Origin of the sequence: Staphylococcus sp. NAM3COL9, from assembly GCF_001431205.1 — a bacterium.
GTDB lineage: Bacteria > Bacillota > Bacilli > Staphylococcales > Staphylococcaceae > Staphylococcus.
In genome coordinates, this window is sequence record NZ_LGPC01000013.1 from 36,924 (window position 1) to 53,843 (window position 16,920).

A 16,920-nucleotide genomic window follows, 5' to 3' on the forward strand; every position below is an offset into this window, starting at 1 on the left:
AATGAATATCTCTAGTGACTTACATTAGCCGTTAATTGACTAGAGTATAAGAGTCATTTATATTTTAAGTATAGGTAAATATTATAAATGAATTGAAGGTGCTATGATGTCTTATAAACAAAATTCATTTTTTCAAGAAATTTTAGTCAATGAAGTCTTTTACGTAGCTACAAAATCAAAAGAATTAATTAGACATAAAGTATTGGGAAAAAATGTAGTATGTGCATGGTCAGAAAAATCTAAAGCAGAAACTTTTTTGAAGAAGCTTAATATCGACTATGATAATGTAAAGAAAATTGATATAGACCGTTTTGTAACATACGAAATGGATAACTTATTTGAAGAAGGCGAAGAAGTACTCACTGACCCTACGGGTAGTACGGATGGGGAATTAATTAATATTGTAGAAATTGCAAATGAGTTAATGTCTGATTTAGACAATATTCGTTTGAAAGAATTCGTAAAAGATGTTGCTAAAGAGGATGCAGTATTTGGTTTATCTAATCAAAAAGAAAAGCATTTTATATTGATTAGTGATGATGAACATCAAAGACCACAAATTATGCCTGTATGGAGCATTAAAAGTAGAGCTGAGAAGGTAAGGGACGAAGACTTTGAAGAATGTGAAATTATCGAAATCGAAGGTGAAGTATTCGCCGAATGGTTAGATGACTTACGAGATGATGATAAAGCTGTAGCGATAGACTTGAAATCAGGTGTCATAGGCACAGTTGTATCTGCTCAAAAAGTAATTAATCAACTTACATTTTAATTATTTCTAAATGCGTTTCATTACGCTAGTATTTTGTTTTTATATTATTTGAATAATGGTAATTATGATGAGTTGTTTTGAAAATATAGATAGGAATTTGAAACATGAATAGTTTAAATTAAGAGTAAAAGCAGTTTTCTACTAAAAACGTAGAAAACTGCTTTTTCATATTCATAAATGAATTGCACCTAATGCACCGGAGAATGCACCATGCTCAATATAATAAGGTTTAAACCCGCGAAGTATTGTGTAATCTGTAACAACTTTTTTTAATAGATCGTTATTATGAAAAGATGAGCCAATATAAGCTACATTTTCAGTATTATTTTCTCTAGCAACAGTAATAGACATTGTGGTAATAACTTCCCCAACAACACCTATAACAGAGGCTAATTTATCAGCATCTGTAAAATCGGAGTCCAAATTATGTAGGACATGGCCAAAGTTTGCTGCTGTAAGGTCACCTGAAATAGGTGGCTCGCTGTCCTTATAAATATGTTTAACCTTCAAATCGATAATATCTCTATTTCCATTTTGGGCTGTATCAGTTAATTGTTTATAATCTTTAATACCAGTTAATAAATACCCAAGTCCTTGAATCATTCCGCCACCAGCACCGACGCCCCCTACACGTTGTTGATGATTACCATCTGAAAAATGTAATGAAGTGCCAGTACCGACGTTAGTGAAGATGTAATCATCTAATAAGTGCTCTTGTTCTACTAAAAGTATTTTTAACCCTTTTGCAGCCGCATCAAATTCGACAAAAATACGCGAAGGACAAGTTAAGTGTTCTTGTATTACTGCAGCTTGTCCACCAGTTAAACTAATGCTTTCACAATCTTGTTGATTTAACCATGAGATAACATCATCAATTTCAGTAGTTGATTTTGTTGTGTATACACGTTCTCCGTTATTGTCTTGAACTATCTTAATTAGAGTTCCACCAGCATCAATGCCAATCTTCATTTCTATTTCCCCCCAATTTTATTATTACATTATAACTAATATTATAATAAAATTGGGGAAAATCAAATATGAAATTAAAAGGAGGGTTCTTTTATGATGCAATTAAGCCCGTTTATTAAAGTAGACGACGTTGATGAAGCTGTAAAAATTTATAAAAATGCGTTTAGTGGAGAAGTGAAAATATTAAACGAAACAAGTGGACGACGACTGCATGTAGAATTGCATGTGAATGCAAAAGTGATATTACACATATCAAGTACCTACGGAAAAGAATGTCATAATGATAATACTAATATTATTTTGACCTTTGATGATTTAGAAGCGCAACAACAAGCGTATGAAGCTTTGAGTAAATCAGGTGACCCTCATATGCCGCTTCAAAAAACATTTTTCAATGCAATACATGGTCAAGTTAAAGATCAATTTGGCGTGAATTGGCTCATGAATTGCTTTTTAAACGAAACTGTTTAATATAGGTTATAATTAGTTAGAAAGTGGTATTAATAAATAATTACTAAGTTTTTAAATAGGGGATTAGATATGTTTATTAAAAAACAATTTGAAGGAATTACAGTTCAAGTGTATGAAGATAAATATAAAGATGCACTTTATAATTTTAAATTGAATGAGCGCCAACAAATTTATTCATCTTTACCGAGTGAAGTATTAGAAGATGCATTGCACGATAAAGATAGAATTGCAAACATTGCATTGAATAAAAAAGGGGAAGTTGTAGGATTCTTTGTTTTACATCAGTATTATCAACATGAAGGGTACGATACACCAAAGCAAGTGATTTATGTTAGATCATTATCTGTTAACCAAAATTTTCAAGGTTATGGTTATGGCACTAAAATGATGATGTATCTTCCGCAATATGTACAATCTTTATTTCCAGATTTCAATCACTTATATTTAGTAGTAGATGCAGAAAATGAGAGTGCTTGGAATGTTTATGAACGTGCCGGTTTTATGCATACTGCAACGAAAGAAGAAGGACCACTAGGAAAAGAAAGATTATATTATTTAGACTTAGATTCAAATCATGTATCATCATTAAAGTTAAAACCAAATACGGAAGATGTGCCTTTTAACATTCATATTATTGACTTATATAAAGATGGAAACAAAGTAGGGTTTATAGCAGTAGAAAAACATGAGCAACGTATGAATATTTCTTCTGTAGAGGTTAATAAATCAGAAAGGCATCATGGTATTGCGGAAAGTGCTTTGAGACAACTTTCAACATATATTAGAAAATATTTTGACGATGTCAGTCTTTTGACAATTACGCTATATGGTGAGAATAATGAATTAAAACCGTTATGTATCAATAGTAATTTTGTTGAAATTGAGTCTGCGGATGATTTTAAAGTATTTGAAAAGCATATAAATTATTAATAGAGATTGCGAAATCACGAATTGTCATTTATAATTTACATTTGTTATTATTACTTAAGATGAACTTAGTACCGATTTGGATAAATGCCTTTGAAAGGAAGAATAAATAATGAGAATTCAAGATTATACAAAAGAAATGGTTGATGAGAAATCATTTATCGATATGGCCTATACGCTATTAAATGAAAAAAATAGTAATATGAATTTATACGATATCATCGATGAATTTAAAGCACTTGGACATTATGAAGACAATGAAGTAGAAAATAGAATTGTACAATTCTATACAGACTTAAATACTGACGGTCGATTTTTAAACGTTGGAGAAAATATTTGGGGTTTACGCGATTGGTATTCAGTAGACGATATTGAAGAAAAAATTGCGCCAACGATTCAAAAATTCGATATTTTGGATGATGATGCAGAAGAAGATAAAAACTTAAAATTACTTGGTGAAGATGAAGCTGCTGATGATGATGACATCCCAGCTGTAACTGATGATCAAGAAACTTTAAATGATCCTGAAGAACCTAAAGAAGAAGAAGTTGAAGAAGAAGGCATTGTTATTGATGAAGATGAAGATGATGACTTCGATGATGATGACGACGAAGAGGAAGAAGCCGAAGAAGAAACTAAATAATAATTATTTGAGATTTAATTGACTTTTCTCGTGAAAATGATAAAATTTTATTCGGGCTCCTTTAATTAGGACGACGTGTATAAATATTATACGCTCCCCCTTACAACGATGTGAGAGGGAGCGATTTTTTTATTTAAATGACTATAAAAATTTTTATAAGTGCTTTGAAATTTGGTAGTTGCATAGAGTAACAATTTATACATATGAAAATAATAAATGATAATTATAATATGTAAAACACGCTATTACACAAAAAATTAAGAAATTGCGTTTAAAAATTTGATGTCAATATCGGTATTGATTGAAAAAACTGTTTTAATAACTAGGAGGCAGAACATGACAAAATTTATTTTTGTAACTGGTGGAGTTGTTTCTTCATTAGGAAAAGGTATCACAGCAGCATCTTTAGGACGACTATTAAAAGATAGAGGATTAAAAGTAACAATCCAAAAATTCGACCCATATTTAAACGTAGATCCTGGTACGATGAGTCCATATCAACATGGTGAAGTTTTTGTTACTGATGATGGTGCAGAGACAGACTTAGACTTAGGACACTATGAACGATTTATCGATATTAACTTAAATAAATATTCTAATGTGACAGCTGGTAAAGTGTATTCTCACGTATTGAAAAAAGAACGTCGTGGTGATTATTTAGGAGGAACAGTACAAGTTATTCCTCATATCACAAATGAAATTAAAGAACGTTTACTTTTAGCAGGAGAAAGCACAAATGCTGACGTTGTTATCACTGAAATCGGTGGGACAACAGGGGATATAGAATCATTACCATTTATTGAAGCTATTAGACAAATTCGCAGTGACTTAGGTCGCGAAAATGTAATGTATGTACACTGTACATTATTACCTTATATTAAAGCTGCAGGAGAAATGAAAACGAAACCAACACAACACAGTGTTAAAGAATTACGCGGTTTAGGTATTCAGCCTGATTTGATTGTGGTTCGTACAGAATATGAATTAACACAAGATTTAAAAGATAAAATCGCTTTATTCTGTGATATCGACAAGGCAAGTGTAATAGAGTGTCGTGATGCAGAATCACTATATGAAATTCCTTTACAGTTAAGCAAACAAGATATGGAAAACATCGTGATTGATCGTTTAGAGCTAAATCCAAAATATGAAACACATTTAGATGAATGGCAATATTTACTAGACACAGTGAATAATTTAGATGGCAAAGTGACAATTGGCTTAGTGGGTAAATATGTAAGTCTACAAGATGCTTATTTATCAGTGGTTGAATCATTAAAACATGCAGGTTATCCATATAAAAAAGATATTGAAGTAAGATGGATTGATTCTAGTGAAGTGACAGATGATAATGTCTCAGAAATATTATCAGATGTAGATGGCATTTTAGTGCCAGGTGGATTTGGCTTCCGTGCAAGTGAAGGGAAAATTTCTGCGATTAAATATGCACGTGAAAATAACGTGCCGTACTTTGGTATTTGTCTAGGCATGCAATTAGCAACTGTTGAATTTGCTAGAAATGTACTTAACCTTGAAGGTGCACACTCAGCAGAGTTAGATCCAAACACGCCTTATCCAATCATTGATTTACTACCTGAACAAAAAGATATTGAAGATCTAGGCGGTACATTACGCTTAGGACTTTATCCTTGTCATATTAAAGAGGGCACATTAGCACACTCAATATATAATGAAACTAACATTGAAGAAAGACATCGTCACCGTTATGAATTTAACAATGAATATAGAGAACAATTAGAAGCAAACGGTATGGTATTCTCAGGCACAAGTCCTGATGGTCGCTTAATTGAAATGGTAGAAATTCCTGGAAATGACTTCTTCATAGCTTGCCAATTCCATCCTGAATTCTTATCAAGACCGAACCGTCCACAGCCAATTTTCAAAGCGTTTATTGAAGCTTCTTTAAAAAATAAACAATCTAAATAAAAACATAAAATAAAAATGACGCATGTTAGCTAAGTAATTAAAGATTACAGTTAGCAATGCGTCTTTTTTATAACACTTAATTGTTAAATAGCATTATGCATAAATAATAATTGAAGTTTTTATAAATGTTTCAAAATTCATGTTATCTATTTTTGAATGATTTTATAATTACTGCAAAAATAGATGTAAACTATAACAAATTTACAATAATCAGTAAAAAAACAGCTATTTTAAAGGTTTTAAAAAGAAAAAATGATTTAAAACGCTTACAATTGTTTAGAAGAATGCAAAAGGTTTCTAATTTTGATATAATTAGATTGTAAAAATATGTGCTTAAAGCACCAAGGAGGAACTTTCATGCCTTTAGTTTCAATGAAAGAAATGTTAATAGACGCAAAAGAAAATGGTTACGCAGTTGGTCAATACAATTTAAATAACTTAGAATTTACACAAGCTATTTTAGAAGCTTCACAAGAAGAAAATGCTCCAGTTATTTTAGGCGTATCTGAAGGTGCTGCTCGCTATATGGGTGGTTTCTACACTGTAGTTAAAATGGTTGAAGGATTAATGCATGACAAAGAAATCACTGTCCCTGTAGCAATCCACTTAGACCACGGTTCAAGCTTTGAAAAATGTAAAGAAGCAATTGATGCTGGATTTACATCAGTAATGATTGATGCTTCTCACGGTTCATTTGAAGACAATGTTGAAATCACTTCAAAAGTGGTTGAATATGCACATGAACATGGCGTATCAGTTGAAGCTGAATTAGGTACTGTAGGTGGACAAGAAGACGATATTATCGCTGAAGGTGTTATCTATGCAGATCCTAAAGAGTGTCAAGAACTTGTTGAAAGAACAGGCATTGATACATTAGCACCAGCATTAGGTTCAGTACATGGACCGTATAAAGGTGAACCTAAATTAGGCTTTAAAGAAATGGAAGAAATTGGTGCTTCTACAGGATTACCGTTAGTATTACATGGTGGTACTGGTATCCCAACTAAAGATATTCAGAAAGCTATTCCTTTTGGAACAGCGAAAATCAATGTTAACACAGAAAACCAAATCACTTCTGCTAAAGCAGTACGTGAAGCATTAGACAAAGATCAAGAAGTGTATGATCCTCGTAAATATTTAGGACCAGCACGTGAAGCAATCAAAGCGACAGTTATTGGTAAAATTAAAGAGTTTGGTACATCTAACCAAGCAAAATAATTTAACCTTTATTAAAAATGAGACTGGGACATGTATTTATGTCCCAGTCTCATTTTTTTATGTTATAATTGCTATCGTTTGGTATAGAGGTTATTATTAAATCCAAACTATTTACATAAATCTCAAAAAAAATATATATAATTATGATTTAAAACATAAAATAATGGGAATTAAAAAACTATAGTAAATAATTTATATGTAACTTGCATCACTTAATTTTAATTTGAAAAAAGTTTTAGTAGACTGATGTACTTTGCAAACTGGAAAAAGTAATTTATAATGCAAATAATGATTGCAAGTCAAAGGAGAACAAGCGAATGGCTCAAGAAGTGATAAAAATTAGAGGTGGACAAACACTGAAAGGCGAAGTGGATATCCACGGTGCTAAAAACAGTGCAGTAGCAATTATACCTGCAGCAATCCTAGCTGAAGACAAAGTAACAATTGAAGGTCTTCCAGAAATTTCTGATGTAGAAACATTGGTTAGTTTATTAGGTGATTTAAATATTAAAACCGAATTAGATGGTATGACGTTAAAGATTGATCCTACTGACATTGAAAATGCGCCATTACCTAATAATAAAGTCGAGTCTTTACGTGCCTCTTATTATATGATGGGTGCAATGTTAGGTAGATTTAAAAAATGTGTCATTGGTTTACCTGGAGGTTGTCCATTAGGACCAAGACCTATTGATCAACATATCAAAGGTTTTAAAGCTTTAGGCGCGAAGATTGACGAATCTAGTGAGACTTCTATGAAAATTGAAGCTGACAAATTAACTGGCGCAAATATATTTTTAGATATTGTGAGTGTTGGTGCCACAATTAATATTATGCTTGCAGCTGTACGTGCTGAAGGTCATACGGTCATTGAAAACGCAGCTAAAGAACCAGAAGTTGTAGACGTAGCAACATATTTAATTGGTTTAGGTGCTGATATTAAAGGCGCAGGTACAAGTACGATTAAAATTAATGGTGTGGATCATCTTCATGGTTCTCATCATCAGGTCATTCCAGATAGAATAGAAGCTGGTACATATATGTGTATAGCTGCAGCTTGTGGTGAGGATATTCAAATTAATAATATTATCCCGACACATGTTGAGCCACTAACTGTAAAGTTAAAAGAATTAGGCGCTGATATTCAAGTTGGAGATGATAGTGCCAAAATTAAACGTAGTACGCCTTATTCAAGCGTCGACATTAAGACTTTAGTTTATCCTGGATTTGCTACAGACTTACAACAACCTATTACGCCGTTATTATTTATGGCAGACGGTGTATCATTTGTGACTGAAACAATATACCCAGCGCGTTTTAGACACGTTGATGAATTAAAAAACATGGGTGCCAACATCAATGCAGATGATGGTACAGCAACTATTAAGCCATCTAAATTAACAGGAGCAGAAGTATATGCGAGTGACTTACGTGCAGGCGCATCTCTTATCGTTGCTGGTTTATTAGCAGAAGGTGTTACCACAATTTACAACGTAAAACATATTTATCGTGGCTATACTAACATTGTGAATACCTTAAAATCATTAGGTGCAGATATTTGGACTGAAGAAATTTAGGAAATGTGGTATACTTAATATACTAGGAACTTGAAATATTTTTTGTAACTCAGATTATAGAATAAAAACGATATGAGGTGATGACCATGGAGGTTTGCCCTTATCTTGAAGAAACCTTTAAAATAGTAGGTAGAAGTTGGAATGGTCTTATTATTAATTATTTGTCTAGGTGTCCAGAAAAATATGCTCATTTTTCGGATATGAAACGTGACTTGAAAACTATTACACCACGTGCACTTAGTATAAAATTAACAGACCTAAGTGAATGGGGACTTGTAGAGAAAAAAATAGTATCTACAAGCCCGATGAACATATTATACCAACTTACAGATAAAGGTGACGCACTAGCGGCAGCATTAGTCCCAATGGAAAAGTGGGCGCAAGATTTTATTGAACTTGAAAATCAATAATATCAAAGCCTATGAATAAATTTTTTAAAACGTTATGTTTAAGCATAAAAAGAGAAGAAGTCTATGTCATAGACTTCTTCTCTTTTTTTATCTCAAAAAAATACAAAACATGCATTGTGTAACTTATAATATGCGAGATGGAAGTATTTTATCAATTTTATTCATTAATGAAAAACGATTAGAAAACGTTTAATAACAACGTTTGTAGTCATATAGAGTGAGCATTAATGTTTAAAAATATAGAATCTCGGTTAGAATGTAATTATCAATACAAATTAGGGAGTGAATTATAGATGAGAAATTTCACTAAACAATATATTAACGGAGAATGGATTGAAAGTAATAGTGGAGAAACACTAGAAGTTATTAATCCAGCAACAGAAGAAGTAGCAGGTACAATTGCGAAAGGTAATAAAGAAGATGTTGATAAAGCAGTAGACGCTGCAGAAAATGTTTATCTAGAATTTAGACACAGCTCGATAGAAGAAAGAACAACATTATTAGATAAAATAGTACAAGAATATAAAAATAGAAAAGATGATCTCGTAGATGCAATTACAGATGAATTAGGTGCGCCTTTATCAGTATCTGAAAATGTACATTATCAAATGGGACTAGATCACTTTGAAGCAGCACGTGATGCATTAGATAATTTTGAATTTGAAGAACGTCGTGGTGATGATTTAGTTGTGAAGGAAGCAATTGGTGTTTCTGGCTTAATCACACCTTGGAATTTCCCAACAAACCAAACTTCATTGAAATTGTCTGCCGCTTTTGCAGCAGGTAGTCCAGTCGTATTAAAACCATCTGAAGAAACGCCATTTGCCGCAATTATTTTGGCTGAGATTTTTGATAAAGTAGGCGTGCCAAAAGGTGTGTTTAACTTAGTGAATGGTGATGGACAAGGTGTAGGTAATCCATTAAGTGAACATCCGAAAGTAAGAATGATGTCATTCACTGGCTCTGGCCCAACGGGTTCAAGCATTATGAAAAAAGCAGCTGAAGACTTCAAAAAAGTATCACTTGAATTAGGTGGTAAATCACCATATATTATTTTAGATGACTCAGATATTGATGGTGCAGCAAGTGCAGCAACTGGTAAAGTTGTTAACAACACTGGTCAAGTTTGTACAGCAGGTACAAGAACATTAGTACCAGCAAATCTAAAAGAAGAATTTTTAACAGCTGTAAAAGAAAAATTCAGCCAAGTTAAAGTTGGTGACCCACGCGAAGAGGGCACTCAAGTTGGTCCAATCATAAGTAAAAAACAATTTGACCAAGTACAATCATATATTGATAAAGGTATTGAAGAAGGTGCAGAATTACTTTATGGGGGACCTGGCAAACCTGAAGGTATAGAAAAAGGTTTCTTTGCACGCCCAACAATATTTAATAACGTTGATAATAGTATGACAATCGCGCAAGAAGAAATTTTTGGCCCAGTAATGTCAATTATCACTTATAATGATTTAGATGAAGCAATTAAAATTGCAAACGATACTAAATATGGCTTAGCTGGATATGTTTACGGTAATGATAAAGATACGTTACAAAAAGTAGCACGTTCAATTGAAGCTGGTACAGTAGAAATTAATGAAGCTGGTCGCAAACCAGACTTACCATTTGGTGGTTATAAACAATCTGGTATTGGACGCGAATGGGGCGACTATGGTATCGAAGAATTCCTAGAAGTTAAGTCTATCGCTGGCTATTATAAATAATAAAATTTAGCAGTAATTAAATAATTTAAATGAAGCAAGGCAGTTTAACTGTCTTGCTTTTATAATTTATGAAAACTGAAATACATTTTGTAATTAAATAAGAAATTTGCTATAGTTATAAAAGTAAGTAGCGTAGTACGTTGCGTTATTTAAAAACTTATTTATGAAATGGGTGCAAGATAATGCCTGATAAAGTACGAACATCACCTCAGTATGAATCGTTCCACGAATTATACAAAAATTACACTACAAAAGATCTCACTCAAAAAGCAAAATCTCTAAAACTAACAAATTATAGTAAACTTAATAAAAAAGAACTTGTTCTTGCAATTATGGAAGCACAAATGGAAAAAGACGGTAATTATTATATGGAGGGTGTATTAGATGACATCCAACAAGATGGTTATGGTTTCCTCAGAACAGTTAATTATTCAAAAGGTGAAAAAGATATTTATATCTCTGCCAGCCAAATACGTCGTTTTGAAATTAAACGCGGCGATAAAGTTACTGGTAAAGTAAGAAAACCAAAAGATAATGAAAAGTATTATGGTTTGCTACAAGTTGATTTTGTAAACGATGAGAATGCAGAAGAAGTTAAAAAAAGACCTCACTTTCAAGCGTTAACACCATTATATCCTGAAGAGCGAATCGTATTAGAAACAACGAAACAAAATTTTTCGACTCGTATTATGGATTTAATTACGCCAATTGGTTTGGGCCAACGTGGACTTATTGTTGCACCACCAAAAGCCGGTAAAACGTCTTTATTAAAAGAGATTGCTAACGCTATAGCTATCAACAAACCAGATGCAGAATTATTTGTGTTATTAGTCGGAGAACGTCCAGAAGAAGTAACAGATATTGAACGCTCTGTTGAATCTGCTGAAGTTGTGCACTCTACATTTGATGAGCCACCACAACACCATGTTAAAGTTGCAGAGCTTTTATTGGAACGTGCAAAAAGACTCGTTGAAGTAGGGAAAGATGTCATTATATTAATGGATTCAATTACAAGGTTAGCTCGTGCATACAACCTTGTCATACCACCAAGTGGACGTACATTGTCCGGTGGTTTAGATCCTGCATCATTACACAAGCCAAAAGCATTTTTCGGTGCTGCTAGAAATATTGAAGCTGGTGGCAGCATGACGATATTAGCTACAGCTTTAGTTGATACGGGGTCACGTATGGACGATATGATTTACGAAGAATTTAAAGGTACAGGTAACATGGAATTACATCTAGACCGTAAATTGGCAGAGCGCCGTGTATTTCCAGCTATTGATATCGGTCGTAGTTCAACGCGTAAAGAAGAATTACTTGTTTCTCCAAAAGATTTAGAATCATTATGGCAATTACGTAATATGTTTACTGATTCAACTGATTTTACAGAAAGATTTGTACGTAAATTAAAACGTACAGAAAATAACAAAGAATTTTTTGAGCAATTACAAAAGGCTGCTAAAGAAAGCACTAAAACAGGCAAACCAATTATTTAAGTTAAAATTAGCGAAGGCTGATCAGGTTAATATATGATTTAGGGTTGCGTTTTGGTTTTAAAGCAATTATAATTATCAAGTATTGGGTAAAACTCACAAACAACTCTGTTCCAGATGGTTCAGGGCAAAGGAGCTGAAAATAATGAGAAAAAATATTCATCCTGAATATCACAATGTAATCTTTTTAGATACGACTACGGATTTTAAATTCCTAAGTGGTTCAACAAAATCTTCAAAAGAGACTATGGAGTGGGAAGATGGTAACGAATACCCAGTTATTCGTTTAGACATTTCATCTGATTCACATCCATTCTACACAGGACGCCAAAAATTCGCTGCTGCGGATGGCCGTGTGGAACGTTTCAACAAAAAATTCGGAATCAAATCAAGCGACGAGTAATCGTTGTTATAAGGCATTCTCATTATATGAGAATGCTTTTTTGTTTTAGTTAGCGTTTTATAAATATAAGTGCCTAATTGAGAACATTACAATTTTAATAATTTTTATACATAAAATAACTCAATATCTTGAAGAAATAGCATATTTCAATTAAAAAAATATGCTATAATGAATCGATTATGTTTTGAAAAAGGTGGAACGCATAATGTATGAAACTTATCATTCCGGCTGGATTGAATGTATTACTGGAAGCATGTTTAGTGGTAAATCTGAAGAGTTAATTCGTCGATTAAGACGAGGCCTTTATGCTAAGCAAAAAGTAGTTGTATTTAAACCGGCTATAGATGACCGCTATCATAAAGATAAGATTGTTTCTCATAATGGCAATGCTATTGAAGCAATTAATATTTCAACAGCGGCTGAGATACTTAAGCACGATTTGTCAGATACAGATGTTATAGGCATCGATGAAGTGCAGTTTTTTGAAGAAAGTGTAGTTAATATTGTTGAACAATTAGCTAAAAAAGGCCATAGAGTCATTACAGCGGGATTAGATATGGATTTCCGAGGGGAACCGTTTGAACCTATTCCACACCTACTAGCAGTAAGTGAAGAAGTGACTAAACTACAAGCTGTTTGTGCTGTTTGTGGCGCATCTTCAAGCCGCACACAAAGGTTGATTGATGGTAACCCAGCAAAAATAGATGATCCAGTTATATTAGTTGGTGCAAATGAAAGTTACGAACCAAGATGCAGAGCGCATCATATTGTTGCACCAAGTAATAATATGAAGGAGGAAATGTAGTGTTTGATCAATTAGATATTGTAGAAGAAAGATATGAACAATTAAATGAATTGTTAAGTGATCCAGATGTAGTAAGTGATCCAGATAACTTAAGAAAATATTCAAAAGAACAATCAGATTTACAAAAAACTGTAGAAGTATATCGCAATTATAAACAAGTTAAAGAAGACATTGTTGAAATAGAAGAAATGTTGAAAGAAACAAAAGATAGTGATGAAATTGAGATGTTAAAAGAAGAGTACCAATCACTTAACAATCAAGTTCCTACACTAGAAGAGAACCTTAAAGTTTTACTTATCCCTAAAGATCCTAACGATGAAAAAGACGTTATCGTAGAAATACGTGCTGCTGCTGGTGGAGATGAAGCTGCAATTTTTGCAGGAAATTTATTTAGAATGTATTCTAAATATGCTGAAGCACAACGCTATAAAATAGAAATCGTAGAAGCGGCTGAAAGTGACCATGGTGGTTATAAAGAAATCAGTTTTTCAATTTCAGGATCAGGTGCATATAGTAAGTTGAAATATGAAAATGGCGCCCACCGTGTACAACGCGTACCTGAGACCGAATCTGGCGGACGTATCCATACATCAACTGCTACTGTCGCAGTACTACCAGAAGTTGAAGATGTAGAAATTGAAGTGCGTAACGAAGATATTAAAGTAGATACTTACCGTTCAAGTGGCGCAGGTGGACAACATGTCAATACTACGGATTCAGCTGTACGAATTACACATATTCCGACTGGAATCATTGCGACGTCTTCAGAAAAATCGCAAATTCAAAACCGTGAAAAAGCTATGAAGGTTTTGAAAGCACGTTTATTTGATATGAAATTACAAGAAGAACAACAAAAATATGCAGCCCAACGTAAATCAGCAGTAGGTTCCGGTGATCGTTCGGAGCGTATTAGAACATATAATTATCCTCAAAGCCGAGTGACTGACCACCGTATTGGTTTAACGATTCAGAAGTTAGATCAAGTAATGGAAGGGAAATTAGACGAAGTGATAGATGCATTAACATTAGCTGAACAAACTGATAAATTGAAAGAACTTAATAATGGTGAATTATAAAACACGACTGACTAATGCAAAAACAAAATGCATTGAACTAGACATTGAAACTATTCGAGCAGAATGGTTAATGTTAGATTTATTGCAATGGAGTAAAGCGGATTATTTGATGCATAAGGATGAGGTAATGTCGGATATACATTTAAAATTATTTAACGACGCTGAAATTAGAATGTTAAAAGGTGAACCGATTCAATACATTGTTGGAAGCCAATCATTTTATGGTGAAACATTCAAGGTGACAAAAGATTGTTTAATACCTAGACCTGAAACTGAGGAAGTCATGTTACACTTTTATAATGAGATTCATTCGGATGATATAATTGTTGATATTGGTACAGGTAGTGGCAATATTCCCATTACACTCAAAAAGATGAATCGTTCATTAACTGTCTATGCTACAGATTTATATGATACCGTATTAGCTGTAGCGCAAGAAAATGCGCTTAACCATCAAGTAGATATTAACTTTTTGCAGGGTGATGCGTTAGAACCTTTAATAGAACAAGATATAAAAGTGAATGGCTTAATTTCTAACCCGCCTTATATTGATGATAGTGAAGCTGTACTGATGGATGACACAGTATTGAAATATGAACCACATTCTGCATTGTTTGCAGAAGACAATGGGTATAAGGTTTATGATGCAATATTAAATCAATTACCAAAAGTACTTCTGCCGCATGCAAAGGTCGTTTTTGAAATTGGTTATAAACAAGGTCAAACATTGAAACAAAAAATACAATCTAAATATCCTTCATTAGATGTTCAAATTATAAAAGATATTAATAATAACGATAGAATTATTTCTTTCGAGTGGTGATAAGAAGTTATGTACTGAACATGGTAAATCATGAGAGTGCATAACTTTTTATTTTATTCTAAAATGAATAACGAGAAGAAAGGGCGGGACTGAATGGAAACGAAGATTTGGGATTTACGACAGTATAAAAATGAAATCAATCAATTTCCGGATATAAATGAAATCAAGCACATCTTCGAACAAGGAGGCTTGATTGCAATACCAACAGAAACAGTATATGGTCTTGGTGCAGACGCGAGAAATGCTGAAGCAATCAAAAAGATATATGAAGCAAAAGGTAGACCTTCAGATAACCCGTTGATTGTGCACATACATGACTTAAAACAAATAGAGCATTTTACACATGATATAACAGACGAAATTAAATTATTGATGAAACATTTTTGGCCTGGACCAATTTCTTTTATATTACCGCTTAAAAAAGGATATTTATGTGAAAGTGTAAGTGGTGGTTTATCTTCAATTGCTGTTAGAATGCCAAGCCATTCAATCGGTAGACAAATTTTACGATTCGTAGATATACCAATAGCGGCACCGAGCGCAAATTTAAGCGGTAGACCTTCGCCTACTACATTTGAACACGTTTATTCAGATTTAAAAGGTCGTATTGATGGCATGGTGAACGGTGATCAAAGTGAAGAAGGATTGGAAAGTACTGTATTAGATTGTACACAGTTTCCATTTAGAATTGCTAGACCTGGTTCAATAACGAAACCGATGATTGAAGCGGTGCTACCTCATAGTGTTTCTGCAGCTAAGACTTTGGATAACGATAAACCAATCGCACCAGGAATGAAATATAAACATTATGCGCCAGATACACCGCTACAAATTGTTCAAGTATTCAATGTAAAGCCTTCAGCAGAAAAAGATTGGAGTCAAACAGCATTTATCGTTCCAAGTGATAAGCGGGATTTTGTGCCAGAGGGGTCCATTTTTATAGAATTATGTAAAAATGAGAATGATATTAAAGGTGCGAATCATAACCTTTATAAAATATTGCATCATATTGACCAAGATGAACGAATTAAAACAGCATTTATTTATGGATTTGAAATCAACGATCATACCATAGCGATTATGAATAGAATGATGAAAGCTGCAAGCCAAACCATTGTTAAAGGAGATCAACTATGAGAATAATCTTTGTTTGTACTGGTAATACGTGTAGAAGTCCAATGGCTGAAAGTATTGCCAAAGCAAAAATGCCAGGATATATCATAGAATCACGAGGTGTTTTTGCTCAAGATGGTCAGCCTACGTCTCAAAATACAATGAGCATTATAAATAAACACCATTTACCCTTACCGAATAATGCTAAACGTTTTACAGTTGAGGATTTAAATGCAGATTTAATATTAACAATGTCACAATCCCACAAAGAAACTATACGACAAACATATGGAGAAACAAAAAAAGTTTTTACTATCACTGAATATGTTCAACGAGAGGGAGAAATCACTGATCCATACGGCGGAACTTTATATGATTATAATAAAATATATAATAAATTAAATCTGTTGATAGATACTTTAAAAAATAAAATATTAAAGTAATAATTTTGTTAAATTAGTATGAGTGAGTAGCTAAATACGTTATAATAATATACGTATAGCAAAATTGCTATCGTCTAATCTTGTATGTCTCATAGCATCAAGGTGT

General features: G+C 33.2%; 17 protein-coding genes. 16 read left to right on the forward strand and 1 reads right to left on the reverse strand.

The window, feature by feature from the left end; translation table 11 throughout:
• The first annotated feature begins 106 nt into the window (after nucleotides 1-106).
• On the forward strand, nucleotides 107-772 hold the full coding sequence (locus ACA31_RS06770) for a DUF2750 domain-containing protein (protein WP_057512587.1): 666 nt from the start codon (nucleotides 107-109) through the stop codon (nucleotides 770-772).
• 171 nt (nucleotides 773-943) lie between these two features.
• Here the strand turns inward: ACA31_RS06770 and coaW are convergent, their stop codons facing one another.
• Complete coding sequence (gene coaW, locus ACA31_RS06775) at nucleotides 944-1,741, reverse strand: type II pantothenate kinase (protein WP_057512588.1); 798 nt, start codon at nucleotides 1,739-1,741, stop codon at nucleotides 944-946.
• Nucleotides 1,742-1,834: 93 nt separating this feature from the next.
• Between coaW and ACA31_RS06780 the strand changes: the two genes are divergently transcribed.
• From ACA31_RS06780 to ACA31_RS06850, 15 genes are all read left to right on the forward strand, one after another.
• Nucleotides 1,835-2,212, forward strand: coding sequence for a VOC family protein (locus tag ACA31_RS06780; protein ID WP_057512589.1), 378 nt, complete (start codon nucleotides 1,835-1,837; stop codon nucleotides 2,210-2,212).
• A gap of 69 nt (nucleotides 2,213-2,281) precedes the next feature.
• Nucleotides 2,282-3,142: a GNAT family N-acetyltransferase gene (locus ACA31_RS06785; RefSeq protein WP_057512590.1), complete on the forward strand. Its 861-nt coding sequence runs from the start codon at nucleotides 2,282-2,284 to the stop codon at nucleotides 3,140-3,142.
• A 109-nt stretch (nucleotides 3,143-3,251) separates the two neighbouring features.
• Nucleotides 3,252-3,782, forward strand: a complete 531-nt coding sequence (gene rpoE / locus ACA31_RS06790; protein ID WP_057512591.1) for a DNA-directed RNA polymerase subunit delta — start codon at nucleotides 3,252-3,254, stop codon at nucleotides 3,780-3,782.
• Nucleotides 3,783-4,118: 336 nt separating this feature from the next.
• The gene (locus ACA31_RS06795) at nucleotides 4,119-5,729 is read left to right on the forward strand and encodes a CTP synthase (protein WP_057512592.1); all 1,611 of its coding nucleotides are present in this window, start codon (nucleotides 4,119-4,121) and stop codon (nucleotides 5,727-5,729) included.
• Between the two features lie 357 nt (nucleotides 5,730-6,086).
• Nucleotides 6,087-6,947, forward strand: a complete 861-nt coding sequence (gene fdaB, locus ACA31_RS06800; RefSeq protein WP_057512593.1) for a class IIb fructose-bisphosphate aldolase FdaB — start codon at nucleotides 6,087-6,089, stop codon at nucleotides 6,945-6,947.
• 317 nt (nucleotides 6,948-7,264) lie between these two features.
• The gene (locus tag ACA31_RS06805; protein ID WP_057512594.1) at nucleotides 7,265-8,524 is read left to right on the forward strand and encodes a UDP-N-acetylglucosamine 1-carboxyvinyltransferase; all 1,260 of its coding nucleotides are present in this window, start codon (nucleotides 7,265-7,267) and stop codon (nucleotides 8,522-8,524) included.
• Nucleotides 8,525-8,610: 86 nt separating this feature from the next.
• A complete protein-coding gene (locus tag ACA31_RS06810; RefSeq protein ID WP_057512595.1) occupies nucleotides 8,611-8,934 on the forward strand; it encodes a winged helix-turn-helix transcriptional regulator in 324 nt (107 codons plus the stop codon).
• Nucleotides 8,935-9,227: 293 nt separating this feature from the next.
• Nucleotides 9,228-10,655, forward strand: coding sequence for an aldehyde dehydrogenase family protein (locus ACA31_RS06815; RefSeq protein WP_057512596.1), 1,428 nt, complete (start codon nucleotides 9,228-9,230; stop codon nucleotides 10,653-10,655).
• A 182-nt stretch (nucleotides 10,656-10,837) separates the two neighbouring features.
• On the forward strand, nucleotides 10,838-12,154 hold the full coding sequence (gene rho, locus ACA31_RS06820) for a transcription termination factor Rho (protein ID WP_057512597.1): 1,317 nt from the start codon (nucleotides 10,838-10,840) through the stop codon (nucleotides 12,152-12,154).
• 142 nt (nucleotides 12,155-12,296) lie between these two features.
• Nucleotides 12,297-12,554, forward strand: coding sequence for a type B 50S ribosomal protein L31 (locus tag ACA31_RS06825; protein ID WP_057512598.1), 258 nt, complete (start codon nucleotides 12,297-12,299; stop codon nucleotides 12,552-12,554).
• A 205-nt stretch (nucleotides 12,555-12,759) separates the two neighbouring features.
• Nucleotides 12,760-13,359 carry a thymidine kinase gene (locus ACA31_RS06830; protein WP_057512599.1) on the forward strand — a complete coding sequence of 200 codons (600 nt, stop codon included), beginning with the start codon at nucleotides 12,760-12,762 and terminating at the stop codon, nucleotides 13,357-13,359.
• A complete protein-coding gene (gene prfA, locus ACA31_RS06835; RefSeq protein ID WP_057512600.1) occupies nucleotides 13,359-14,435 on the forward strand; it encodes a peptide chain release factor 1 in 1,077 nt (358 codons plus the stop codon). The genes ACA31_RS06830 and prfA overlap by 1 nt, the downstream gene beginning before the upstream one ends.
• Complete coding sequence (gene prmC / locus ACA31_RS06840) at nucleotides 14,422-15,258, forward strand: peptide chain release factor N(5)-glutamine methyltransferase (protein ID WP_057512601.1); 837 nt, start codon at nucleotides 14,422-14,424, stop codon at nucleotides 15,256-15,258. The genes prfA and prmC overlap by 14 nt, the downstream gene beginning before the upstream one ends.
• 93 nt (nucleotides 15,259-15,351) lie before the next feature.
• Nucleotides 15,352-16,395 carry an L-threonylcarbamoyladenylate synthase gene (locus ACA31_RS06845; RefSeq protein ID WP_057512602.1) on the forward strand — a complete coding sequence of 348 codons (1,044 nt, stop codon included), beginning with the start codon at nucleotides 15,352-15,354 and terminating at the stop codon, nucleotides 16,393-16,395.
• Nucleotides 16,392-16,814: a low molecular weight protein arginine phosphatase gene (locus ACA31_RS06850; RefSeq protein WP_057512603.1), complete on the forward strand. Its 423-nt coding sequence runs from the start codon at nucleotides 16,392-16,394 to the stop codon at nucleotides 16,812-16,814. Before ACA31_RS06845 ends, ACA31_RS06850 begins: the two co-directional genes overlap by 4 nt.
• Nucleotides 16,815-16,920: the final 106 nt, after the last annotated feature.